Here is a 25,179-nt window from a genome sequence, read left to right on the forward strand (position 1 = left end):
GATGCATGTCTGAAACCCCCGCAGCACTCGGCGAACTCCTCGCCGAGGTCGATGCGCTCGTGGGGGCGTGGGCCGCTGCGCTGACCATGGCCTCCTCCGGTCCTGCGGCCGACGTGCCCTCGATGACGGATGCCGGTCTCCTCGCGGTCACCGAGGCGCTCGCGGGGCTGTCGAAGCGGGTCGATGCGCTCACCGTGCGCTGCGCCGCGGGTCTGGCCCGACGTTCGCCGAGCGAGGCCGGCAACGACGGACTCGCGCGTCGCACCGGGCACTCGACGCCTGCCGGCCTCATCGCCACCATGAAAGGCGGGCGCTACTCCGAGGCGGTCAAGCTCATCGCGGTCGGCGAGGCCACCGAGCCGCGCGCCGCGTTCACGGGAGAGCTCCTGCCGCCACGGTTCCCGCACGTCGCCGCGGGCGTCGCTGCCGGCCGGCTCACCGTCGATGCCGCGGCTGTGATCACCTCGTTCCTTACGCGGGTTTCCGTTCGTGCTTCGGCCGACGATCTCTCGTGGTCCGAATCCCTGCTCGTCGAGCGCGGCCCGGTGGTCGGTGTCGATGGGCTCACCCGGCTCATCAAGCAGCTCGAAGCCCGGCTCGACCCCGATGGCGTGCGTCCCCGCGAAGAGGAGCTCCACGGCCAGCGCACCCTGCGCATCTGGGAAGACAGTGCCGGCATGATCAACCTGCGCGGGCGGTTCGACCCGGTGACCGGCGCACCCATCAAGGTGGCTGTCGAGTCGCTCGTCGGCGCCGAACTCCACCAGGCGCGCGATGCCCGGCCGGGATTCGGCGCGATGCACGCGGGTGCCGGCGGTGACACGGCCGGCCGATCTCATTCGGCGGATGACCGAGCCATGGCCGAGCCGCGCACGATCGAGCAGATGAGCGCCGATGCGCTCGCCGACATCGCACGCCTCGCCATCTCCGCGGGTGGGGCCGAGCTCCCGGCGCTCGCCTTCGCGTCGGTCGTCGCCCGCATCGACCTCGACGACCTGCGCACGGGCCGCGGTCACGCCACCATCGACGGCATCGACCAGCCCGTCTCGGCCACCGCGGCACGCCAGCTGGCGGCATCCGCCGGCGTCATTCCGATCGTCTGCGGTGGCGAGGGCGAGGTCCTCGACCTCGGCAGGTCGAAGCGGCTGTTCTCCAAGGCGCAGCGCCTCGCGCTCGCCGAGCGAGACGGCGGATGTGCGCACCCCGGATGTCGCCGACCCATCGCCCACACCCAGGCCCACCACATCAGGTGGTGGAAGCGGCATCGCGGCCTCACCGACCTCGAGAACGGCGTCCTTCTCTGCGCGTTCCACCACGGGCTGCTCCATCGCAACGGTTGGGGCATCGAGATCCGTGACAACCGGGCATGGTTCATCCCGCCGCCGCACATCGACCCCGAGCAGCGACCCCGCGCCGGAAATCGGTCACCGCACCTCGAGCTTCGCCGTATCGGCAGTCCTCGCGAGGGCGCCGGTGCCGGTGCCGACGCCGACGCCGGTGCCGGTGCCGGTGCCGCGTGGAGCCCGCCCCCCGCCGAGTCCGCCGCCTGAGTGATGTGCTCGGGGTCCTGAGTCGCGCCTGCGTGCCGACTCAGGGTTCGCCGCTGCGGCGGCCGCGATCGGCGGCCGCCGCAGCGCAGGCGGCGCGGGAACTACGGTGCGACGAGCCCGTTGATCCCCACCCGTTCGAGCGTGGGCGACACGGTCGAACTGCCCGAGAGCGACGCGCGGTACTGGATGTATCGCGAGCTGCCCGGGATGTCGGCTCCGGCGTTCACGGGTACGAAGGCCGTCCACGTGCTGTCTGGCGTCGGCGTGTTGCCGGTGCGCACGTGGATGACCACCGAGGTACCCGTGGGCACCTGAGCCGCGACGTCCAGGGCCTGCCAGTCCGCGGCGCCGCCCGCGTCGAGCACGCGTGACGTGAACGCGCCCGTCCTCGGCGCACCCTCCATCCGCGCCCGATCGACGGTGAGGTTCGCTCCACCCGCCGCGTAGTCGCTGAAGGCGGTCCCCATACCGCCGGCGATCGTGACCATCTGCGTGTGCCGCGCGGTGCCGTCGACCGAGAACACGACCCGATCGGCGAGCCACTCGACCCGATACGTGTGTGCGGAGCCCACGAGGCCGGTTCCCAGCGAGACGTCGGCGACCGTGCCGTTGTTGTTGGTGCGCGCATACAGCGTGTTCGAGCTGCCGTTGGTGCTGAAGATCGCCCAGCGCGAGGCTCCCGCGAGGTCGGCCGCCAGGCCGCCGTGCTGGTTCGGCGAAGCGCCGAAGGTCGCCACGAAATCGACGGAACTGCCCGGCCACGTCTGCGCCGTGGTCTTCAACAGGCCCCCGTTCACGGCGACCGTGCCGCCCGAGACGGTCGAACCGCCGCTGCCACCGCTCCAGAGGGTGCTCGTCCATCCTGAGGGCACGGTCGAACCGTCGAACTCCGTGGCGACCGTGGGGTGGATGGGGGAGACCCGCATCCACCGCATGACGATCGCACCGGTGCCGGTGGTGTAGTCGCTCGCGAGCGGACGCATCGATCCGCCCACCGTGGCCGCGGTGTGCACGAGCGCACCGTCGATGTAGAAGCGAACGGCGGAGTCCCACTCGATGCGGAACACGTGCTCGGAGCCGAGGTACTGCGTGCCGAGGGCGAAGTCGACGACCGCGCCGCCCGAGTTGCGCGTGCGCGCCTGCAGGACGCCGGATTTCTCGTTGGTGCCGAACATCGCCCACGACTCACCCGAGCCGGAGAGCGTGTTGGCGAATCCGACGTTCTGGTATGACACTCCGGTGAACGTCGCGGCGAACTCGACAGCCCGCCCCGCGCCCGCCAATGCCGTGGTTCGCAGCCAGGAGCCATCGACCGATGCGGCACCGCCGGAGAAGGTCGTCGACCCGCCCGTCCAGCTGCCGGTCGCCCAGCCACTGGGAACGCCGCTTCCCTCGAACTCGGCGCCGATGAGCGGTGCCAGCACGACCTCGCCACCGGCGGAGTTCGCCACGTACGCCGAGGCGCCCGTGGTGCCCGCCCCGAACTGCGACGCGGTCGTGTCCTCGAGCACCTTGGCGACGGCCGATGTGGTCGTGAACGTCCAGCTCACCGCAGCGCCGAGCGCATTGCCGACGGCATCGGTCACGCTTCCGGCCACGGTCACCGTGTAGGTGGTGCCCGCTGCCAGGTTCGCGCTCGGATTGAGCGTCGCCACCGCTCCGACGACGGAACGCGTGGCCGGGACATCCGTGCCCGCGCCTGCAGCGCGAAGCGTGAACGTGGCCCCCGTGAACGTCGCCGCGGCCATCGGCTCGCTGAACGTCACACTCACGTCCGCGCCGACGGCGATGCCGGTCGCGGCCGGTGCCGGGTTCCGAGCGGTGATGGTCGGCGCCGTCGTGTCGGGCGTGGGAGTGGTGAACTGCGCCGTCGCAGACCTCGCCGTATTGCCGGATGCATCCGTCGACACGACCCGGAAGGCGTACTGCGTCGCCGGGTCGAGCCCGGTGAGGTCGATGCTGTGCGACGTGGTGAGCGTCTGCGCCTCGGCGAACCGGTTGAGCGTGTCGGGGGAGGTGCCGTACTCGACGCGCGTGGTGGACTGCTCGTCGGTGGTCCACGTGATCCGCGCCGTGCTCGCTCCGACCATCTGGGCGGAGACGGCCGAGATCGTCGGCGGCGTCGTGTCGGGCGCAGGCGGACGCGGGCTGTAGGGCAGGTCCACCGACGCCAGCACCGGCGTGATCATGCCGTTCCCGGTGGTGAATCTCGCCCGGTACTGCAGGAAGCGGCCCGACACGGGGATGTCCTGTCCGGCGGCGACCTGCGTGAACGCGGTCCATGTGGCATCGGGCGCGGCCGTGTTTCCGCCGCGCACGTCGAGCGCCACAGACGTCCCCGAGGGGACCTGCGCCGAGTAGGCGAGCGCGCCCCAGTCGGCGACCGTGCCGGCGTCGTGGACGCGTGACAGGAACGACCCGCTCGTGGCATACGGTGTCACGCGCATCCACTTCAGCTTGAGGGTGCCGCCACCCGCCCGGTACTCGCTCCCCAGCGCGCGCATCGTGCCGCTGACCGTCGACGCCGTGTGCACGAGAGCGCCGTCGATGTAGTACCGCACGGAGTTGTCCCACTCGACGCGGAACACATGCTCGGAGCCGACGTACAGCGTGCCCAAGGCCACATCGGAGGTGGCGCCGTTCGCATTGTGCGTGCGGGCCTGCAGTACGCCGGTGGTCTCGTTCGTGCCGAACATCGCCCACGACTCGGCGGCGCTGTTGAGCGTGACGCCGAAACCGGCGTTCTGGTTCGCGGCGCCGCTGAAGGTACCCACGAACTCCACTGCGCGGCCGGAGCCGACGAGGGCGTTGCTGCGCAACCACGCGCCGTCGACGGTCGCAGTGCCGCTCGAGAACGTCGTCGTGCCGCCGGTCCACGCGCCGGTGGTCCATCCGGTAGGCAGACCACTGCCCTCGAATTCGGAGCCCGCGAGCGGTGCGAGGGTCACCTCGCCGCCGGTGGTGTTCGTGACGTACGTGCCGACGCCCGGAGTGCCGCCGCTGAACTGCGAGGCCGAGGTGTCGCTCGCCGCGGCGGTCGGCATCGTGAACGACACGACGGGGGCGTTCGCTGCCGGCCACTGGCTGGTGTTCCCGAAGGCGTCGGCGGACACGACCCGGTAGTAGTACGTGGTGTTCGGGTTGAGGCCGGTGAGCTGCAGCTTGTGCGACGTCGTGAGCGTGCCCGCCTGCACGGATGACGTCATCGCGCTCGACGACGTGCCGAACTCCACCCGAGAGGATGCCGGCTCGTTCGTCGTCCACGAGACCTCAGCCGTCGTCGCACCCGTGACGACCGCGGTGGCCTTGGAGATCGTGGGTGCCGTCGAGTCGACGCCGTACCTCGCCGAGTAGTTGCCGTCGACGGCGGTGAAGACGGCGTAGCTCACGCCCTTGATCACCTTGGTCTGGAACGACACCGTCGCGCCGCCCCGCGAGAGGGACTGGAGGGTTCCCGTGCTGCCCTGCATGGGCAGCATCGCCTGGAGTCCGCTCGCACCCTCGCCGGCCGTGACGGTGAACGTCATGACGTCACCTGATCGCGCGAGGTTGGTGAACGACGAGGCGTTGCGCCCGTCGGTCCACTCGAGCAACTGCTCGGCGGTGATGATCGGCACGCTGCGACCTTGCGCGGCCGTGACCACCGCGTCGTGATACGACGCGGCATCCCTTCCGTCGGTGTGGAGGTTCGCGACGAACGCGCCGTAGTAGCCCTTGTCGATCGCACCATCCATGAGCGCGATCGCGGTCGACGGGTAGGCCTGGCCCGATTCATCCGTCAGCTGCGTGGTGGCCTGGTAGACGTCGATCAGCTTCCCGTCCAGGGAGAGGAAACGCTGGGCCATGCCCGAGCCGGTGAACATGCCAGGTCGCGTGGCCGCCCATGCCGCCGGCCAGTAGTAGTAGTTGGCATCGAGGTTGATGCCGGCCTTCTCCTCCTCCTCGGGCACGGTCGTGTAGTCGACCCAGAACACGCAGTCGTTGCGGCTCGTCATCGGCGTCGTGATGCTGGGGTAGTGCCGCCCGAGTGCGGCGAGCTGCTCGGTCAGGAGCGCGGCGAACTGGGCGCGGTTGGGGGTGCCGCATCCGGAGTTCGGGTGCAGGGCCAACTCGAAGCCCTGCTGCTCGTAGGTGCGCGCCTGGTTGTCGGAGATCAGCGGGTAGTCGACGAACATGTACGACGTCGACCGGACGCAGTCCCAGAAGGCCACGAAACAGCCGGCGGTGCTCCGGGAGAGCTCGGTGGAGAACCGGTTGGGTACCGAACCGCCGTTGTGCTCGTCGGCCGTCATGACGATGGCCGCGACCTCGCCGCGTGGCAGATACCAGAACCTGGGCACCGGCAGCACATCGCGGGTCGTCTCGGTGATGAGGTTCGCGAGCAGGCGCTGCTGCTCGTCGGCCTGGGGGATGGCCACCTTCGAGAGGTCGATGTAGTCGGTGTAGAAGAGGTCGTCGCTGCGGATCGGGGAGATCCCGTCGCGCTCCTGGCCCGACCACGCGGGGTTGCCCTGACGGGTGTACACGATCGAGCGCGCGAGGTCGAAGGTGAAGGCGGACGCGGTTCCACCGGAGGTGCCGACGCTGCGGAGCGTCACCGCCGGGAACTCGGTCGCGGCGGTGGCGGTGCTGTACAACTGGGCCACCACCTGCGTGCCCGCGTCGCGCGGACGATACAGGTCGGCCGTGCCGTGGAACTGCATGCTCGCGGCCTCGATGCCCTCACCGGGGCGCTTCGACGTGTCGATCTTGAGGTAGCCCTCAGCGATTCCGCCGCCGGCCGGCGCGAGCCCGAGGAGATCGGCAAGGGAGGCCGACGGGCGCATGGCGATGAGGTTGCCGCCGGCGTTCACCCACTCGGTCAGCGACGCCACCTGCTCGGGGGTGAGCGTGGTCTCGCCGAGCACGAGCGTGTCGTACGGGGCGAGCGCCGCCGCGCTGAACGACGACGTCGTGCGCACGGTGAACAGGTTGAGGCCCTCGCCGCGGACCATCTCGGGGAGGTACGCGCCGAACGGGCTCGTGCCCTTGACGATCAGGAGCGGGCCCCCGGGACCGATGTTCGGGTTCGCCCGAGCGCCCGTGCGGGCGATGGTCGCGAACGTCCACGAGTAGTCGTCGACCATCGGGTTGCCCGCGGCATCCGTCACACCGCCGGCGCCGCCCTCGAGGGTGACCGTGTACTCGGTGCTGTAGGCGAGCGCTGCCGCCGGGTCGATCATGGCCGACTGCGTCGCCGGATCGTAGCTGATCAGCGCCGTCACGAGGTTCCCTGCGGCATCACGCAGCTGCACGGTGGTCCCGTTGATCGTGCCGGGCGCCATGGGTTCGCTGAAGATCGCCGCGAGGTTGGCCTCGACCCCGAAGTCGGCCGCGTCCCGCGTGGGCCAGGTGGCGGTCACCGTCGGCGGCGAGGTATCGGGGCCCGCGGTCGCGAATGCCCAGGTGAAGTCGGCCTGCAGGGGGATGCCGGTGGCGTCGCGGACGCCGCTCGAACCCCCCTTGACCGTCACGGTGTGACTCGTGGCCGGGGCCAGCGGCTGGCTGGGATCGATCACGGCCGACGTGGTGCCCGCGTCGTAGCCGACCGTCGCCGGCACGACGTTGCCGGACCCGTCGCGGAGTTCGATCGTCGACGACGTGATGGAGGCCGCATCCATGGCCTCGCTGAACACCACGGTCACGTTCGCATCGGATGCCGCACCCGTCGCGTTCGCGGAGGGAGTGGTGGTGGCGACGACGGGAGCCGTCGTGTTCACGCCGGCCGTGAGGAAGCCCCAGGCGTAATCGGCGGCGAGTCGATTGCCCGCCATGTCGGCGATGCCCTCGGCTCCGCCCGAGATGATGGCCGTGTACCGGGTTCCGGCGGCCAGGGTGGAGTTGGGGTTGAGCGCCGCCCGGCGATCCACCATGTTGTAGGTCACCGCGGCCGGCACCATGTTCCCGGCCGGGTCCCGGAGTCGGAACGTCGAGGTGGTCAGGGTGGCCGGATCGATCGCCTCACTGAAGCTGGCGGTGATGTCGGCGTCGGGGTTCACCGACGCGGCGTCGGCGGCGGGCGTGCTCGCGGTGACGGTCGGGGCGGTCGTGTCCTGTGGGGCCGTCGTGCTGAAGAGCACGTCGACGAGGTAGTTCCCCGAGGCCCAGGAGTTCGCCGGGAACATCCCGCCGGGGCCGTACATGTACACGCCGTTGACCCCGTCGGCGCCGTCGCGAAGAGCGTGGAGCGGCGGGGTGTCGACGCCGGCGCTCGCGAATGACGTGCCCATCGCGTAGTGGCCCGTGTTCGTGTGGTACGAGGCCACGTAGGTGGTGCCCGCCTTGATCGTGACGGGAGACGAGAAGACCGCTTCCTGCCACCCGGTGGCCGATTCACCGGCGAACGTCACTGTTGCCAGCGGCTGCCCCGTCGCCGACCACAGCGTTCCCGTGTGCGCGCCGGTGTTGCCGCTCGTCTTGTAGAAACGGATGCCGACGAGCTGGCCCGGCACGTCGGACCGGAACTTCACGCCGAGTTCGACGCCCGACGGGTCGGCGACCTGCGTCCCGGTGACGGACCGGTCGAAGATCGATGAGCAGGTCGTTCCGGCGGGGCATGCCGTCACCGGGGTGCCGAGGGCGACCTCGCCGCTCAGGTTGGCGCTGTCATCGGCGGCGCGCACCCTGATGGCCGGTGCACCGGCGAGGGCGGTGAAGGTGTGGCTCCAGCTCTCGCGTCCGGTCGCGCGCCGCCACGTCGAGCCGCCGTCGGTCGATACCTCGACCGTTCCGACGACCCCGCCGCCGGCATCGGTCGCCGTGCCGGAGACGGTACGGGTTCCGGGCCCCGTCACGCTGGCCGCCGTCGACGTGATCACGACGGTCGGCGCCGTGGTGTCGGTGGTCCCGGTGGCTGCGATGAGTCCGGTCTGGATGGTGCCCGGCTGCGCTCCCATGTCGGCGAGGAGGTTCATCGTCGCCTGCTGCACGTTGCGGTTCTCGGTGTTGCCCGGGTCGGCCATGAAGTCGCCGTGGTCGTGCTCGCCGTCGAGACCCCAGGTCCACTGCACGGTTCCGGCGCCGAAGACCAGCGCCCCGCTCGGCGCGCGGTACAGACTCAGGTGGTGCCGCTCGGGGCCGGCCGACGACTGGATGGTCGTGCTCGAGAGGAGCACACGACCGGGTGGGTACCAGGTGGAGTACTGCTCCTGCTCGGGGTCCCACTCGTAGCCGAGGGTTCCGTACGGGAGGGTGACCGTCCCCGAAGGGGAGAGGTTCGCGACCGCGGTGTTCCGCCAGAAGCGCAGCTTGGCGAACTCGCCCGGCACCTGCATCGATGCCGTGCTGCTCCGCCAGCTGATCTGGCCGGTGAGCATGTTCTCGGGTTCACCGATGACCGGGGCCGAGGCGGACGACTGCGGCGACTCGCGCCAGAGTCCCGTCCACGTGTCGCTGGGGTCGCAGGTGTAGTCCCGGTAGCAGCGCTGGTGCTCCGAGGACGCCGCCGCCGCCGAGCCCTCCTTGTAGACCGCCATGGTCCGGTGGTCGTCGGGAGCAGGGTCCTGCTTCGAGTCCTCCATCCGGATCTTCCAGTACACCTCGTTGCCGCTGAAGAACGCGAGGTCGACCCCGGCGTCGCGAGCGGCCTCCACCGCGTCTCGTTGCTCCTGCGACCAGTACTCGTCATGACCGACCGACAGGAACGCCTGGTGTTCGAGGAGTTCCGCCGGACGGATGGCGGTGTCGATGCTGCTCGAGTAGCTGAGGTCGTAGCCGTTGCGCTCGAGCCATCGGATCATGGGGTACTCGGCGTTGAACAGCCAGTTCTCGAGCTCTCCACCTCGGGTCGTGACGGGTCGGTTGTAGCTCACCTTCTGCGCGTTCACGCCCGACGATCCGCTGTCGTAGGTGTTGTAGCCGCCGTACGGGTTGTAGGCCTGCCACGTGGTGTCGGAGGTCTGGAACAGGAGGTCGGAGTTGCCGTCGTCGTCGCGCACGACGAACGCGATGTGGCTCGCACCGCCGTTGTCGGCGCGGGTCGGCTTCGCGATGTAGAGACCGGATGTCGCGTCACCCGGCACGCTCCACGAGGCGGACACGCTCCAGTTGCCGCAATCCACGAGGTTGTCGTCGGTCGTACCGTCGATGACCGCGCAGTTCGGCTGCTGGGTCTCCGTCGTCGCGGAGGTGTCGATGGTGGCGACCTTCCGGGCGCCATTGCCCTGGTACCAGCCCAGCCGGTAGATGTCGATGCGGTAGTCGAGCGCGTCGGTGTCGATCTTGAAGTCGACCGTCTCGCCCTGGTTCACGCTGATCTTCGTCGTGAACCCCTGGATGCTCTCGTCACCCGAGCCGTCGACCTCCCACTCGGATGCCGGTGCGCCGGGCAGGCTGTTCTCGGCGGTGATCTCGTTGTCGACCGACTGCGCAGCGGCTGCGGGGAGCAGCGCGAAGGGCACCGGCACCAGCAGCAGGACCGCGGTGAGGGAGGCGATGGCGGAGCGTGGGCGGGTTCGAACCCGGTCCTGAGATCGACGGGGCATTACAGGGCTTCTCTTCTCAGGACGACTCGGAACGCAATGGCTTCAGCCAGTTTAGGAATCCTTCTACGCATGCGATGCCCCCCACTCAGGGGGTTCGGTCGAACATACGTTCAGGGATCGCGCCGTCATGGCATCGTCGAACACGTCGACCTGCGGTGGGATCGCTGAGAGCATGGGGAGAACGGGATTCTGCTGACGGGGAGGGATCGTGGACGCATCCGTTGGTACGGGTGGCGAAGGTGAGGGAGCCCTCGAGCAAGCGAAGACGACGCGTCCCATCGAATCGTACGCCGTGATCGGCGACTGTCGGACCGCGGCCCTCGTCGGCGACGACGGCGCCATCGACTGGCTGTGCGTGCCCCGATTCGATGCCGCATCCGTGTTCGGCGCGATCCTCGGAGGGCCCGACCAGGGCTTCTGGAGCCTTCGGCCGGCGGATGCCACGGCCACGGCTGCCCGCGCCTACGCGACCGACACCTTCACCCTCGTCACCCGGTGGTCGACCGCCGACGGCGAAGTCGAGGTGATCGACCTCATGCCGCAGACCGCGGTGGAGGTGGGCGCCGAACGGCGCAGCGACGTGATCCGGCGGGTGCGCGGCATCCGCGGCTCCGTGGCCGTGCGGCAGGAGTTGCGCATGCGATTCGACTACGCGGCGTCGCTGCCGTGGGTGCGTCAGGTCGGCACGGCGGAGGCCCCCGTACTCCGAGCGGTCGCCGGGCCCGACGCCCTCCTCGTGCGCGGCCCGCAGTTGGAGCCCAGCGGCCATCGGCACCTCGGCGAGTTCACGGTCGCCGCGGGCGACACGGTCGACCTGCAGCTCACGTGGTGCCCCGCACATCTCGCCGCCCCCGAGCCGCTCGACGTCGACGCTGCGATCGCTGCGACGGACGCGTGGTGGCGATCGTGGGTCGCGTCCTGCGAGGAACCCGGCGCCTACGACCCGGCGGTGCGGCGTTCGCTGCTCGTCCTGCGGCTCCTCTCCCATGAGGAGACCGGCGGCATCGTAGCGGCAGCCACGTCGAGCCTGCCCGAAGACCTCGGCGGCGCCCGCAACTGGGACTACCGCTACGTGTGGCTGCGTGACGCCGCACTCACGCTCGAGGCCCTCATGCATCACGGGTACACCCGCGAGGCGGCCGCGTGGCGCACCTGGCTGCTGCGTGCGATCGCGGGCGACCCGGCCGACGTGCAGATCATGTACGGGCTCGCGGGGGAGCGGCGCCTCACCGAATGGGAGGTTCCGACGTTGCCCGGGTACGCCGCGAGCGCGCCCGTACGGGTCGGCAACGCGGCATCCGAGCAGTACCAGGCCGACATCTTCGGCGAGGTCATGGTCGCGCTCGACGCCGCACGCCACGTCGGCGTCGACGAGGACGACTTCTCCTGGTCGCTGCAACTCGCGCTCCTCGGCGAGGCCGAACGCCAGCTCGAGCGCCCCGACTCCGGAATCTGGGAGGTCCGAGGTGCCGAACAGCACTTCACGCACTCGCGCGTCATGCTCTGGGCCGCCTTCGACCGGGGCGTCTGCGCGGTCGAGTCCGACGGATGCCACGGCCCCGCCGAGCGCTGGCGCGACATCCGCGACCGCCTCGGCGAGGCCATCGAGCGCGACGGATTCGACTCCGGGCTCGGCAGCTACGTGCAGTTCCCCGGCACCACGGAGGTGGACGCGGCGCTGCTGCAACTCCCCCAGGTCGGGTACCTCGCCCACGACGACCCGCGGATGCTCGGCACCGTCGCCCGCATCGAGCAGACCCTCATGCGCGACGGGTTGCTTCGCCGCTACCGAACCGAGACCGACGTGGACGGCGTTCCCGGCGATGAGTGCGAGTTCATCGCCTGCTCCTTCTGGCTCGTCGAGCAGTACGCGCACTCGGGCCGGCTCGACGACGCGAACGCGTTCATGGAGCGCATCCTCGCGTACCGCACCGACCTCGGCCTGCTCGCCGAACAGGTCGACCCGCGCACCGGACGCCATGCCGGCAACACCCCGCAGGCACTGTCGCACCTCGCCCTCGTGCGCGCCGCCGACGCCATCGCGCACGTGAGCGGCACCGCAACCGACGGCGCCCGCCAGAGCCGGGGACGCTGCGCTCGGCGCATGGGCGCCTGACACGTCGGCTGACGGTATCGGCCGCGTCGGACCGGTGCACGCGCGTCATTGTTGACGAGGTCGCGAGAGATGGCTATGCTCTCGGGAAAACGCTTACCTGAAACGTATCACGAGAGTCGATGGCGACCATGAGCACTTCTGGCACGACCGCTCCCACGTGGGCGCTCCGTGCACACCAGGTGACGGACTGGGTGCTCTGGATCATGGCGGTGAATCTGGCCTGGCTCGCCTTCACGCTGCTCGGTGGGGTCGTGTTCGGCGTCGCGCCGGCCACGATCGCAGCCGCCGTCCTCACGCGCCGACGGCTGGCGGGAGACGGCTTCCGGTTCGTCTCGGAGTTCTCCTCGACCTGGCGGCGCGAGTTCCTTCGCGCGAACCTCGTCCTCCTGCCGGTGTTCGCGGTCGCCGTGCTGCTCGGCGTCAACCTGGCCTCGTTCGCGCGCCTCGGGATGCACCTCCCGGCCATCCTCAGCGGCGTCGCATTCACCATCGTGGCCGTGGTGGCGCTCGTCCTCGTGCCGCTCTACGCGCACTACGACCTCCCGCTCCGGCGGTACGCGACGACGGCGCTCCGGTTCGCGGTTGCGAACCCCGCCGCGGCACTGCTCCTTGCGGTGACCACCGTGCTGATCGTGGGCGTCACCACCGTGCTGCCCGGCCTGCTCCCGTTCGTGACCGTCGGCGCGGTGCTCGTCTCCGACACGGCGCTGGGCCTCGCGTTCTTCCGCACGAACGATCGGCGCGTCCTCGAGCGCGGCGACCCACCGGATCGATAACCGTACCCGCCCCCGTCGACACCCCGCGAGATCCGCCCCTACCGGGCTTCCGCGGGCTGCCCTGCCGACGGGTGGCGAGCCCGCCGCGTCCGTACCCCGACCCCGCCGACCACCCCGCACCATCCCACTCAACACAACGAAGGAGTTCGTGGAAATGACCCGTCATCCCTCGCGCGCCGCGCTGGCACTGCTCAGCGCGGGTGCGCTGACCCTCACCGGCTGCACCGCCGCGGCCGAAGCGGAAACGGTCGAGCTGAAGACCCTCTCGATCATGGCTCCGTACCTCGTGACCAACGCACCGCAGCCCGACAACGAGATCGAGCAGGCGCTCGAGGAGGTCGTCGACACCGACCTCGACATCACCTGGGTGCCGAACTCGTCGTACGAGGACAAGACGAACATCACGCTCGCAGGCGACGACCTCCCCCACGTCATGGTGATCCAGGGCAAGACCCCCGGCTTCGTCAAGAACGCGAAGGCGGGGGCCTTCTGGGATCTCACCGAATACCTCGACGAGTACCCGAATCTCAGCACCTCCTTCCCCGAGGTGCAGAAGGCCGCAAGCATCAATGATCAGGTCTTCGGCATCTTCCGTGCGCGCGATGTGATGCGCGCCTCGGTGATCCTCCGCAAGGACTGGCTGCAGAACGTCGGCCTCGAGGCGCCGGAGACCACGGACGACCTGTACGAGATCGCCAAGGCCTTCACCGAACGAGACCCCGACGGCAACGGCCAAGCCGACACGTACGGGATCATCATCCCCAAGTGGCCCGGCATGATCGGGTCGAACAGTCCCTACGACGTCATCGAGACCTGGCACGGCGCGGGCAATCGCTGGACCGAGCGTGACGGCGAGCTCGTACCGAGCTTCATGACGGAGGAGTTCCTCGAGGCCGTCCAGTACGAGAAGCAGCTCATCGACGAGGGCCTGGTGAATCCCGACTACGCCACGTTCGACTCGGCCAAGTGGAACGAACCCTTCCTGAACGGCAATGGCGGCATCATTATCGACGTCCACTCGCGCGCGGGCCAGATCATGGGGCTGCTGAAGCAGTCCGACCCCGAGAACTTCGACCGATACGTCGAGATCTCCGGCAACCTCGTCGGCCCCGATGGCGACCTCCACGCCCACCCGACGGCGGGATACAGCGGCTTCCTCGCTGTGCCGAAGGCGAAGGTCCGCACCGAGGAGCAGCTGCGCGCGGTGCTCGAGGTGCTCGACAAGCTGAACTCGGAGGAGGCCGGGCCGATCCTCAACAACGGCATCGAGGGCGTGACCTACGAGCTCGACGGCGACCTCGCCGTCGGCAACGACGACGCGCCGCAGACCCTGAAGGACGACGTCCTGAGCTACGCCCAGCTCGGCACGAACGTCACCGGCTTCCAGGGGTACCGGCCGAAGCAGGCGAGCGAGTACGAGCAGGAGATGTACGACAAGCGCCTGGAGATCGAACAGGCCGACCTCGAGTTCGCCGAGTTCGATCCCTCCGCGCCGTACGTCTCGGAGACCTACGTGTCGAAGGGCGCCCAGCTCGACGTGATCGTGAGCGACGCCCGCATCCAGTACCTTGCCGGCCAGATCGACCTCGCCGGACTGGAGGACGCCGTCGAGCGCTGGCGCTCGGCCGGTGGCGACCAGGTCATCTCGGAGATCAACGAGCTGCGCGACGCCGATTGAGCGGCCGGGGAGGCGGGCATCACGCTCGGTTCCGCTCGCCTCCCCGTCGCTCTTCCTCGGATGTCTCCGAGGCGAGAGGACAATCATGACCCTGCTCGAGAAGACCGCGGTCGAATCGACCGAGTCGATCGTCGTCCCCGAGGCACGTCGGCGCGGCGGCATCCGCACCCACGTCACGCAGTTCAAGTGGCTCTACCTCCTGCTGATCCCGGGCGCGCTCTACTTCCTCGTGTTCCGCTACTGGCCGATGTTCGGTGCCGTGATCGCCTTCAAGGACTACGTGCCGTTCCTCGGCATCGCGGACAGCGCCTGGGTGGGATTCCAGCACTTCGAGGACTTCTTCTCGAGTCCCGACTTCCCGCGCCTGTTGGCGAACACGCTGGTCCTCGCGCTGCTCAGCCTCGTGATCGCATTCCCGCTGACGATCGTCGTCGCGCTGCTGCTCAACGAGCTCCGGTTGATGCTCCTGAAGCGCTCGGTGCAGACGCTCATCTACATCCCGCACTTCCTGTCGTGGACCGTGGTGGCGTCGCTGACGTACCTGTTGTTCGCGCTCGACGTCGGCCCGATGACGCAGCTGATCAACGGCCTCCTCGGCACCGACATCGACTTCCTGACCGATCCGGCGTGGTTCCGGCCGCTCATCGTGCTGCAGGACATCTGGAAGAACACCGGTTGGGGCACGATCATCTTCCTCGCCGCCCTCGCGTCGGTGGACCAGGAGCAGTACGAGGCCGCGATCATCGACGGTGCCGGACGCTTCCAGCGGGTGTGGCACGTCACGCTGCCGTCGATCATGCCGACCATCGTCGTGATGCTCGTGCTGCAGATGGGGCAGGTCCTGAACACCGGGTTCGAGCAGATCTACCTCATGACCAACGCGCTCAACCGCCAGGTCGCCGACGTGTTCGACACCTACGTGTACTTCATGGGCATCACGCAGGGCTCGTACAGCTACAGCACCGCGGTCGGCCTCTTCAAGGCGATCGTCGGCGTCGTGCTCATCTTCGGTGCGAACTGGGTCGCGCGCCGCTTCAACCAGACGGGGATCTTCTGATGGCCGCCTCGAACCTCTCCCGATTCAACACGCCCGCAGGGCGGGCGTTCGACGTCGTCAACGTCGCGCTGCTCGTCGTCGTCGGCGTGGTCGCGCTGCTGCCGTTCGTCTACGTGATCGCTGGCTCCTTCGCGACCGAGGCCGAGCTCGCCACGCGTTCCTTCTTCGTCTGGCCCGAGACGTTCAGCATCGACGCATACAGGGCGATCTTCACGAGCCCGGCGTTCACGCGTGCGCTCGTCACGACGATCCTGGTGACCGCGGTCGGCACCACGATCCAACTGCTGCTCACCGCGGCGATGGCCTACCCGCTGTCGAAGTCGAACCTGCCCGGGCGGCGGGTCATCCTCTCGCTCGTCGTGTTCACGATGGTGTTCTCCGGCGGAATGATCCCGACATTCCTCGTCGTGAAGGATCTCGGGCTGCTCGACACGTACTGGGCGCTCGTCCTGCCGATGGCGATCAACCCGTTCAGCCTCATCATCATCAAGAACTTCTTCCAGCAGCTCCCGGCCGAGCTGGAGGAGTCGGCGAAGATCGACGGCGCCAACGAGCTGCAGACGCTCTGGAGCGTCATCCTCCCGCTCTCGAAGCCCGTCCTTGCGACGTTCGCGCTGTTCTACGCGGTCGGCATCTGGAACGACTTCATGTCGCCGTTGCTCTACCTCAACGACAGCTCGATGTGGACCCTGCAGATGTTCCTGCGGCAGGTCACCGTCGCGACCGACCTGTCGATCGTCGAGGGCGACACGACGCAGCTGCCGCCTGCGCAGGGCATCAAGTTCGCCGTGATCGTCGTCGCGACCCTGCCGATCCTGCTGTTCTACCCGTTCCTGCAGAAGCACTTCGCGAAGGGGATGCTGATCGGGGCGGTGAAGGGGTGAGTGTGATCCACCTCGCGGGTGACTCGACGGTCGCGTCGGGACTGCCGGCGGAGCGGCCGATGGAGGGCTGGGGGGGATGCCTCGGCCACCATGTCGACGTTCCCGTCGTGAACCATGCGATCGGCGGCGCGACCACCGCGACCTTCATCGACGACGGACGGTGGGCGGCGCTCATCGAGGCCCTCGAGCCCGGCGACACGGTGGTGATCCAGTTCGGGCACAACGACCAGAAGCACCCCGGCGTACTCGACGCCGCCGGCGGCTACACCGAACGACTCGAGCGGATGCTGCGCGACGTCCGAGCATGTCGGGCGACGCCGGTGCTCTGCACCTCGGTGGAGCGCCGCGGATTCCGATCGGGGCGCCTCGCGCCGTCGCATGGCCCGTACCCCGCGGCCGTTCGCGCGCTCGGACGTCGTGAGGCGGTCCCCGTGATCGATCTCACCGGGTTCACGTCGTGGCTCTACGAGTGGCTCGGGGAAGCGGCATCCGTTCGCCTCTTCACCCACCTCGAGCCGGGTGAGGCGCCCGCGTGGCCGGACGGGCTGCGTGACGACACGCACTTCCGCGACCACGGTGCGGACGCGATCGCGGCGTACGTGGCGTGGGCACTGGCGGGCCTCGCCGACCGTGACGCACATCTCACCCCGCACGGACGAGCAGGAAGTGTCCCATGACGTATCGCAACCCCCTCACCAGCCTCGACGACATCGCCGACTGGCGCCCCGAGGGGCCGTTCTCCGCGCGGCCGATCGTCGACGCGCTCGAGTTCTCGGGCTCAGGGGGCCTCGACGAGCACTTCACGATCTGGTGCGCCGAGGTCTTCGGCGACCGGATCCGGGTGAGCTGGGACTTCTCGCCCCGGTCCGAGCCGGGGCTCGCGATGCTGTTCTTCGGCGCGGCATCCGTCGTGGACGGCGACATCTTCGACGAGGGCGTCGCGCCACGCACGGGCGCCTACCCGCAGTACCACTCGGGCGACATCCGCACGTTGCACGTGTCCTACTTCCGGCGGCGCTGGGAGGATGAACGCGCGTTCCACACGGCGAACCTCCGAAAGTCGCCCGGCTTCCACCTGGTCGCGCAGGGCGCCGACCCGCTGCCGCCCGTGGTCGATGCGTGCGAGGCGTTCTACCGGGTCGAGGTCGTGAAGGATGTCGGCCACGTCGAGTTCTCGATCGACGGCCTGCGGCTGTTCACGTGGGACGACGACGAAGCGGGCGGGCCTCGCATCCGCGGCGGCCGCATCGGGTTCCGTCAGATGGCGCCGCTCATCGCGGCGTACCGCAACCTGGAGGTGGAGGAATGGTGAACGTGCTCGCACCGCTGCGTTGGCTCGACGAGCGGGCGCCCGATCGGCACGAGGGCGTGACCTGGGGATTCCCGGTCCCGCGGGGCGCGCTGCGCGGGACGACGAAGCTCGCCGTGGCGGACCGACATGGCGACGAGGTGCCCGCCCAGTTCTGGCCGCTCGCGACGTGGCCCGACGGATCACTCAAGTGGGTCGGCGCTGCCATCGGCGCGAGCGAGGGGCGGGAGCTCGCGGTCGTCCTGCGCGACGGGGCACCGACGCATGCCGCGGTCGCGGACGAGTCCGCGACGGTGCGCGTCCACGAGGCGGACGACCGAATCGTCGTCGACAACGGATGCCTCGAGCTCGTCGTCGACGTGCGGGCCACGGCCGACGGGCGCGGGTCGTCATCGGGTCGGAATCCCGCGATCTTCCGCGAACTGCGTCGCGGCGGCGTGACGGCCGCCGAGCGAGGACGCCTCGTGAGCCTCGTGCAGCACGAGCTCCCCGACGAGGAGGGCTCGGTTCGGCGGCATCCCTTCACCTCCGACGTCCGCGTCGTCGTCGTCGAACAGCGCGGGCCGGTGCGCGCGGTCGTGCGCGTCGAGGGCGTCCATCGTGCCGAGGATGGCGACCGTGAATGGCTCCCGTTCACCGTGCGCCTCGTGGTGCTCGCCGGGTCGCGGCAGGTGCGGCTCGTGCACTCATTCGTGTGGGACGGAGACGCGGAACGCGACTTCCTCGCCGGGCTCGGATTCCGCGCGGATGTGCCGCTGCGCGCCCCGCTGCACGACCGGCACGTGCGCGTGGCCGGCGCCGACGGCGGGTTCCACGCCGAGGCCGTGCGCGGGCTGACCGGACTCCGCCGGGATCCCGGTGCGGAGGTCCGTGCCGCCCAGGTCGCGGGACGACGCACGCCGCCGCCCGCGACGTGGAATCCGGAGGTCTCGGAGCGGCTCTCCCTCATCCCGGCCTGGGGCGACGTGACCCTCTCCCAACTCAGCGCCGACGGCTTCACGCTGCGCAAGCGCACGGAGCCGGGACATGGTTGGGTCGCGGTGGGTGGCGGGACGCGCTCCGAGGGCCATGTGGCGTTGTCCGACCCCGAGGGCGGCCTCGGCGTGACGGTCCGGTCGTTCTGGGAGTCGTTCCCCGGTCAGCTGGACGTCCGCGGCGCGGCGTCAGATCGCCCCACGATCACGGCCTGGCTGCACTCGCCCGAGGCCCGCCCGATGGACCTGCGGTTCTACCACGGCGGCCTCGGGCAGGACGATTTCGCGAGCCAGCTCGAAGGCCTCGAGATCACGTACGAGGACTACGAGCCGGGCTTCGGCGACCCGCATGGGATCGCACGCACGCACGAGCTGACGCTGTCCGCCTACGACGCGACGCCGCCGATCGAACGCGTCGTCGACGAGGTCGGTGCGGTGCGGCGCCCGCCCCTGCTGCAGCCCACACCGCAGTACCTGCACTCGGTCGGCGTCTTCGGCGACTGGGCGCCCGTCGACCGGGCGACCCCGCTCCGTGCCGAGATCGAGGACAGCATCGACTTCCTGCTCGACTTCTACCTCCGTCAGGTCGAGCAGCGCCGCTGGTACGGCTTCTGGGACTTCGGCGACGTGATGCACGCGTACGACCCCGACCGCCACGTGTGGCGTTACGACGTGGGCGGCTATGCGTGGGACAACTCCGAGTTGTCGCCCGACCTCTGGCTGTGGAGCTCGTACCTGCGCACGGGCCGCGCCGACGTCTTCCGCATGGCGGAGGCGATGACTCGCCACACGGGCGAGGTCGATGTGTACCACGCGGGCCGGTTCCGCGGTCTCGGCTCGCGCCACAACGTGCAGCACTGGGGGTGCAGCGCCAAGCAACTGCGCATCAGCTCACCCGTCTACCGGCGATACCTCCACTACCTCACGGCCGACGAGCGAATCGGCGACCTGCTCGACGAACTGCGCGACTCCGACGAGCGGTTCCTCGACCTCGATCCGACGCGCAAGGTGCGAACGGATGCCGCGACGTACCGACCCGAGCGCACCGCGCTCGCCGTCGGGCTCGGCACCGACTGGAGCGCCCTCGCCGCGACGTGGCTCGCGGACTGGGAGCGTACGGGCAATCCACGCTCGCGCGACCGGCTCCTCGGCACGATGGCGGATATCGCGGCGCTGCCGAAGGGGTTCCTCACGGGCGAGGCGCTGTACGACCTCGACACGGGCCGGTTCGACACGACACGCGACCGCGTCGCGGTGTCGCACCTCAGCGCCGTGTTCGGCCTCGTCGAGGTCTGCAGCGAGCTCTGCGACCTCGTGGACGTGCCGGGCTTCGCCGACGCCTGGACGGAGTACTGCCGGCTCTACCTCGCCGACGCGTCCGAGCAGGTCGAGGCGGTCGGCGAAGCGCTGACGGGAACCATGCTCGAGCAGGCGCACAGTCGTCTCGCCGCGTTCGCCGCGAACCGGCTGGGCGATCGCGCGCTCGCGGACCGGGCGTGGGCCGCGTTCGAGGGCACGGGGGAGTGGCTCGTACACCGCCGTGACTTCGTGCTCCAGAGGGTCGAGCCGCCGTACGTGCTCAACCCGGTCGACGAGGCGCTGACGGTCTCGACGAACGACGCATCGCAGTACGGACTCGCGGCCATCCAGAACCTCTCGCTCATCGGCTCGGCGCTGCCCGGCGTGCGATGAGCGACAGAAGACCCCCTCCACGAAGGAGGGGGTCTTCACGTGGTCGGGGTGACAGGATTTGAACCTGCGACCTCTTCGTCCCGAACGAAGCGCGCTACCAAGCTGCGCCACACCCCGGTGGCCCTCACGGGCCTCCACAAGGATAGCCGAAAAATCGCGGCGGGCCGACCACGGCGAAGGCCGCGGCATCCGTCGGCCTGCTACTCCGTCGGCACCAACGTGAGCAGCGTCGCCTCAGGCGGGCATGCGAATCGCACGGGTGCGTAGATCGACGTGCCGAGTCCGGCCGAGACGTTGAGATAGGCCGACCGGAGGCCGTGCCGCCACGTGCTCAGGCCCTTCACCTGACGACGCGGGATGTCGCAGTTGGTCACGAGCGCGCCGTACCCGGGCACGCAGACCTGGCCGCCGTGGGTGTGCCCGGCCAGCATGAGCTGGGCACCGTGATTGACGAACGAGTTCAGCACGCGCTGGTACGGCGCGTGCGCGACGCCGACCGTGACCGTGGGCCGGCGGGGGACGACGGATGCCGCGTCGGGCCAATGCTCATCGCCGAGCGGGTCCTCGGCGCGCAGTTCGTCGATCGCGCCCGCGATGAGGTCGAGACGGTCGTACCCCTTGTGCGGGTCGTCGACGCCGAAGAACTCGAAGTGCGTGCCGCGCAGGTCGAGGCTCGCGGCCGTGTTGTCGAGGTCGTGCCAGCCGAGCTCGGCGAAGTACGCGTGCAGGCTGCCGATGTCGAGTCGCTTCACGTGCCCGCGGTGCTTCGAGGGGCCGCCGAAGTAGGTGAACGGGTTCTTCAGCACCGGGCCGAAGTAGTCGTTCGAACCGTTGACGAAGACTCCGGGCACACCGCGGAACGAGTCGAACGCCCGCCGCACTCCCTCGAGGCCGCGTTCGTGGCCGAGGTTGTCTCCGGTGTTCACGACGAGGTCGGGCTCGAGTTCGGCGAGCGCGTGCACCCATTCCTGCTTGTCGCGCTGCCACGGCGCCATGTGGAGGTCGGAGAGGTGCAGCACGCGAACGGGGGCCGCGCCGGCCGGCAGCACCGGTACGGCGACCTTTCGCAGCGTCCAGCGCTTCCGCTCGACGAGGCTGCCCCATGCGAGCGCGGCGGCGCCTGCCACGCCGATCGCGCTCGCGATCCGCGCAGCAGGCGTCAGGCCGGCGCCGCTCACCCGTCGCCGGGCGCGCTGTCGCCGCCCGGAGGGTTGCCGCCGATCGCGCCGGAGAATGCGACCGTGACGGTCTCCCCGCGCTTGATGGCGGTGTTCGGTGCCGGGTCCTGGCTCTCGACGACCGCAGTCGGGTCGATGTTGCCCGAGGTCTTCATCTTCAGCCCTGCCTGGTCGAGGGCGGCCTTCGCCTGCGGCTGGGTCATCCCGGTGAGGTCGGGAACGGTCGTGCCGCTGCCGTTGCTCGTGAAGACGCGGATGTTCGCGCCACGCGCCGCCTGGCCCGACGGGTCGGTGCCGGAGACGGTGCCCTGGGGCAGGTTCGAGTCTTGTTGACCGCCGTCCTCGAAGATGAAGCCCGCCGACTCGAGTGCCTTCTTGGCCTCCTCGAGGGAGAGACCCACGACCTGCGGGACGTCGACGAGCACCTGCTTGAAGAAGGCATCGTCGGCTTCGGGGAAGTCGTCGCCGCCGAACTTGTTGTCGGCGACCTCCATGATCATCGGCCAGATGCGGTGGCGGGCCGTCGCCGCATCCCCGCTCTCGAACTCGAGGTCGCGGAGGTTGGCGGCACCGACGACGTTGCCGACCCAGACCGCCGTGGCGGCCTTGGTGCTCGCCCCGATCATCCACGTGTCCTTCGCACCGTCGGTGGTTCCGGTCTTGCCGATGTGGGCGATGCCCGTGCCAGTGTTGGAGGCCCGGGCGGTGCCGTCGCCGGTGAACGTCTGCTGCATGGCGTATGCCATGGCGTGTGCGACCTCGGGGGTCACAGACTGCGTGCACGCGGACGCGGGCGGGGGGACCTCGGTGCCGTCGGCCTTCACGATCTTGTCGATCGCGATGGGCGTGCACGTGAGCCCGTTGTTCGCGATCCCGGCGAACGCCGCCGCCATGGTGACCGGTGCGATCTCCTGGGTGCCGAGTACGTCGGACGGGTTCATCTGAAGGTCGGAGTTGTCGGCGCGGTGGATCCCGAACGCCTGCGCGGTCTGCTTGATCTTGCACAGGTCGAGCTGCTGGGCCATCGCCATGAAGCTGGAGTTCACCGACCATTTCGTGGCGTCGACGGCGTTGTTCGCGATACGGCCGTCGTCGTTGCGGGGATTGTACGGCTCGCCGCTCCAGTTGCCGTTGCAGCTGTCGGTGAACGACGAGAAGCCGCGGCGTGCCCCGTTGAACGTCTCGCGAAGCGAGTGCCCGGAGTTCAGCCATTCGGCGAGCGTGAACACCTTGTACGTCGATCCGGGCTGCAGGCCGCTGGAGCCGCCGTAGTTGAAATCGGTGCTGTAGTTCACCGCGCTGTACTCGGCACTCGCGGCAAGCACGTCAGGATCGTTGGAATACTTCTTGTTCTGCGCCATCGCCAGGATGCGCCCGGTTCCGGGTTGCACGGTGACGGCGACCGAGCCGACGTTGAACCGGTCATCGACGAACGGGACGTTCTCGGCGATCGCGGTCTCGGCCGCGCTCTGCAGTTCGAGATCGAGCGTGGTGTAGACCTGCAGGCCGCCCTGCTGCAGGAGCTGCACGCCCTCGTCGACGTCGGCCGTGGCCGGGTCGTCGAACTGGTTCTTGATGACCCACGTGACGTAGTCGCAGAAGTACGCGCTGCCGTTCGCCGTCTGGCAGCCGGTGCTGGGCTCGGTGATGATCGGAGTCACGGGCGTCGCCACCGCGACGTCGTGCTCCTCCTGCGTGATCTTCTTCTCCTTCAGCATCTCGCCGAGGATGTAGTCGCGACGCTCCTTGTTGTCGGCGTACGGCACCGGTTGGCCGTCGACCACCGTGGCGGCGCCGTTCGTCTCGCTCTCGGGGTAGTCGAGGCGGAACTTCTCGGGGTGGTTCACGATCGCGATGAGGCTCGCCGCCTCGGCGAGCGTGACGTCGGATGCGTGCTTGGCGAAGTAGTACTGGGCCGCGGACTCGATGCCGTACACGCGGCCGCCGAACGCCGCGATGTTGAGATAGCCGCGGAGGATGTCGTCCTTCGAGAACTTCTTCTCGAGGGCGATGGCGTAGCGCATCTCCTTGAGCTTGCGCTCTGGTGAGGTCTCGGTGGCCGCGTCGTACGCGGCCTCCTTCTCCTCCTCGGTCTCCGCCTCGCGGATGCCGTTGTTGATGAGCACGTTCTTCACGTACTGCTGCGTGATGGAGGATCCGCCCTGGACGTCCTGGTTCAGCACATACGTGCTCAGGGCACCGCGGATCGTGCCCTGGATGTCGACGCCGCCGTGCTCGTAGAAGCGCGGGTCCTCACCGGCGATCGCGGCATCTTTCACGTACTGGCTGATCGACTCCCAGGGAACCTCCTCACGGTTCTCGTCGAAGAACGACGCGAGGAGAAGCGCCGAGCCGTCGGCTTGGGTGGCGTAGATGTCCGTCTTCTCGGAGAGCTCGCCGACATCGAGGTAGCCGGGGAGGTTCTCGAACATCGAGATGCCGTTGTTGGCGGCCATGCCGGTGACGGCGAGGGCAGGGGTGACGGCGGCCGTGACGAGCACGCCGGCGAGTGCGCTCAAGCCGACGAAACCCAGGATTCCGGTGCCGATGTCGCTCAGCGCGCGATTTTGGGCAGACATATAGTGGAGCCTAACGGAGAAGGCTGGCAAAACCCGCTACGCAGGCGGCGCTGCGCGTGCGCGCGCCCGAAGGCGGAGATTCCAGCCCGATCGCCCCACCATCCGGATTCGCGCGCGGAGTCCGCCGCCGGATCCGCACATCAGAGACGAGGAACCGCATGCCGGCCTGGGAGTACATCACCACCCCGCTGCTCATCCACAACACCGCCGCCATCCTCAACAACTGGGGGTCGGAGGGGTGGGAGCTCGTCCAGGTCGTCCAGGGCCCCGAGGGTGGTCTCGTCGCCTACCTGAAGCGCCCGAAGGCCGACGAGTCTTCGGCTGCGGCATCCGCCGGCGCCGCTGCGGCGGCACAGGCCGCCAAGCAGTTCGAGGGCGAGCAGTGATGCCCGCCTACGAAGACCGTCTCGCCGAGCTCGGCATCGAGCTGCCCGAGGTCTCACCCCCCGTCGCGGCGTACGTGCCGGCCGTCGTGACCGGCCAGTACGTGTACACCTCGGGTCAGTTGCCCTTCGAGTCGGGCTCGCTGCCCGCGACCGGCAAGGTCGGCGACGGCGAAGGGCTCGTCGCCGCCGACGACGCGAAGGGGTACGCCCGCACGTGCGTGCTCAACGCCCTCGCGGCGGTTCGCTCCGAGATCGGGTCGCTCGACCGGGTGACGCGCATCGTGAAGGTCGTCGGCTTCGTGGCATCCGACCCCTCGTTCACCGGACAGCCCGGGGTCGTGAACGGCGCCTCCGAGCTGCTCGGCGAGATCTTCGGCGAGGCCGGGCGCCACGCCCGCTCGGCCGTCGGCGTCGCGGCGCTGCCGCTCGACGCCCCCGTCGAGCTCGAGCTCGTGGTCGAGTTCGCCTAGCCCCGCCG

The 25,179-nt window shown here is 69.3% G+C and carries 14 protein-coding genes and 1 tRNA gene; 11 read left to right on the forward strand and 4 right to left on the reverse strand.

What is annotated here, in order from left to right; genetic code table 11:
- The first annotated feature begins 5 nt into the window (after positions 1 to 5).
- Positions 6 to 1,550: a DUF222 domain-containing protein gene (locus AB0K73_RS10500; protein ID WP_360512833.1), complete on the forward strand. Its 1,545-nt coding sequence runs from the start codon at positions 6 to 8 to the stop codon at positions 1,548 to 1,550.
- Between the two features lie 101 nt (positions 1,551 to 1,651).
- Here AB0K73_RS10500 and AB0K73_RS10505 read toward each other — a convergent pair whose 3' ends face one another.
- The gene (locus tag AB0K73_RS10505; RefSeq protein ID WP_360512831.1) at positions 1,652 to 10,072 is read right to left on the reverse strand and encodes a N,N-dimethylformamidase beta subunit family domain-containing protein; all 8,421 of its coding nucleotides are present in this window, start codon (positions 10,070 to 10,072) and stop codon (positions 1,652 to 1,654) included.
- Between the two features lie 208 nt (positions 10,073 to 10,280).
- On the opposite strand from AB0K73_RS10505, the gene AB0K73_RS10510 reads away from it, so the two are divergent.
- The 8 genes from AB0K73_RS10510 (at position 10,281) to AB0K73_RS10545 (ending at position 20,558) form a co-directional block, all read left to right on the forward strand.
- Positions 10,281 to 12,188 carry a glycoside hydrolase family 15 protein gene (locus tag AB0K73_RS10510; protein WP_360512829.1) on the forward strand — a complete coding sequence of 636 codons (1,908 nt, stop codon included), beginning with the start codon at positions 10,281 to 10,283 and terminating at the stop codon, positions 12,186 to 12,188.
- A gap of 128 nt (positions 12,189 to 12,316) precedes the next feature.
- The gene (locus tag AB0K73_RS10515; protein WP_360512827.1) at positions 12,317 to 12,964 is read left to right on the forward strand and encodes a DUF624 domain-containing protein; all 648 of its coding nucleotides are present in this window, start codon (positions 12,317 to 12,319) and stop codon (positions 12,962 to 12,964) included.
- Positions 12,965 to 13,118: 154 nt separating this feature from the next.
- Positions 13,119 to 14,642 carry an extracellular solute-binding protein gene (locus tag AB0K73_RS10520; protein WP_360512824.1) on the forward strand — a complete coding sequence of 508 codons (1,524 nt, stop codon included), beginning with the start codon at positions 13,119 to 13,121 and terminating at the stop codon, positions 14,640 to 14,642.
- Between the two features lie 85 nt (positions 14,643 to 14,727).
- Positions 14,728 to 15,699, forward strand: coding sequence for an ABC transporter permease subunit (locus AB0K73_RS10525; RefSeq protein ID WP_360512822.1), 972 nt, complete (start codon positions 14,728 to 14,730; stop codon positions 15,697 to 15,699).
- Positions 15,699 to 16,583, forward strand: coding sequence for a carbohydrate ABC transporter permease (locus tag AB0K73_RS10530; RefSeq protein WP_360512820.1), 885 nt, complete (start codon positions 15,699 to 15,701; stop codon positions 16,581 to 16,583). Before AB0K73_RS10525 ends, AB0K73_RS10530 begins: the two co-directional genes overlap by 1 nt.
- A gap of 2 nt (positions 16,584 to 16,585) precedes the next feature.
- Positions 16,586 to 17,260 (forward strand): rhamnogalacturonan acetylesterase, encoded by a 675-nt coding sequence (locus AB0K73_RS10535; RefSeq protein WP_360512818.1) that lies wholly within the window; start codon positions 16,586 to 16,588, stop codon positions 17,258 to 17,260.
- The gene (locus AB0K73_RS10540; RefSeq protein ID WP_360512816.1) at positions 17,257 to 17,895 is read left to right on the forward strand and encodes a DUF1961 family protein; all 639 of its coding nucleotides are present in this window, start codon (positions 17,257 to 17,259) and stop codon (positions 17,893 to 17,895) included. The genes AB0K73_RS10535 and AB0K73_RS10540 overlap by 4 nt, the downstream gene beginning before the upstream one ends.
- Positions 17,889 to 20,558 (forward strand): Tat pathway signal sequence domain protein, encoded by a 2,670-nt coding sequence (locus AB0K73_RS10545; RefSeq protein ID WP_360512814.1) that lies wholly within the window; start codon positions 17,889 to 17,891, stop codon positions 20,556 to 20,558. Before AB0K73_RS10540 ends, AB0K73_RS10545 begins: the two co-directional genes overlap by 7 nt.
- 40 nt (positions 20,559 to 20,598) lie before the next feature.
- Here AB0K73_RS10545 and AB0K73_RS10550 read toward each other — a convergent pair.
- From AB0K73_RS10550 to AB0K73_RS10560, 3 genes are all read right to left on the reverse strand, one after another.
- Positions 20,599 to 20,675 (reverse strand) — tRNA-Pro (locus tag AB0K73_RS10550).
- An 83-nt stretch (positions 20,676 to 20,758) separates the two neighbouring features.
- The gene (locus AB0K73_RS10555) at positions 20,759 to 21,736 is read right to left on the reverse strand and encodes a metallophosphoesterase (protein ID WP_360512812.1); all 978 of its coding nucleotides are present in this window, start codon (positions 21,734 to 21,736) and stop codon (positions 20,759 to 20,761) included.
- Positions 21,733 to 24,315, reverse strand: coding sequence for a transglycosylase domain-containing protein (locus AB0K73_RS10560; RefSeq protein WP_360512810.1), 2,583 nt, complete (start codon positions 24,313 to 24,315; stop codon positions 21,733 to 21,735). Before AB0K73_RS10560 ends, AB0K73_RS10555 begins: the two co-directional genes overlap by 4 nt.
- Before the next feature lie 158 nt (positions 24,316 to 24,473).
- Here AB0K73_RS10560 and AB0K73_RS10565 point away from each other — a divergent pair, with 158 nt between their 5' ends.
- Both AB0K73_RS10565 and AB0K73_RS10570 read left to right on the forward strand, forming a co-directional pair.
- Positions 24,474 to 24,701, forward strand: coding sequence for a hypothetical protein (locus AB0K73_RS10565; RefSeq protein WP_360512808.1), 228 nt, complete (start codon positions 24,474 to 24,476; stop codon positions 24,699 to 24,701).
- Positions 24,701 to 25,171, forward strand: coding sequence for a RidA family protein (locus AB0K73_RS10570; RefSeq protein ID WP_360512806.1), 471 nt, complete (start codon positions 24,701 to 24,703; stop codon positions 25,169 to 25,171). Before AB0K73_RS10565 ends, AB0K73_RS10570 begins: the two co-directional genes overlap by 1 nt.
- The last annotated feature ends 8 nt before the right edge of the window (positions 25,172 to 25,179 follow it).

Source organism: Agromyces sp. NPDC052230 (genome assembly GCF_040679595.1).
GTDB lineage: Bacteria > Actinomycetota > Actinomycetes > Actinomycetales > Microbacteriaceae > Agromyces.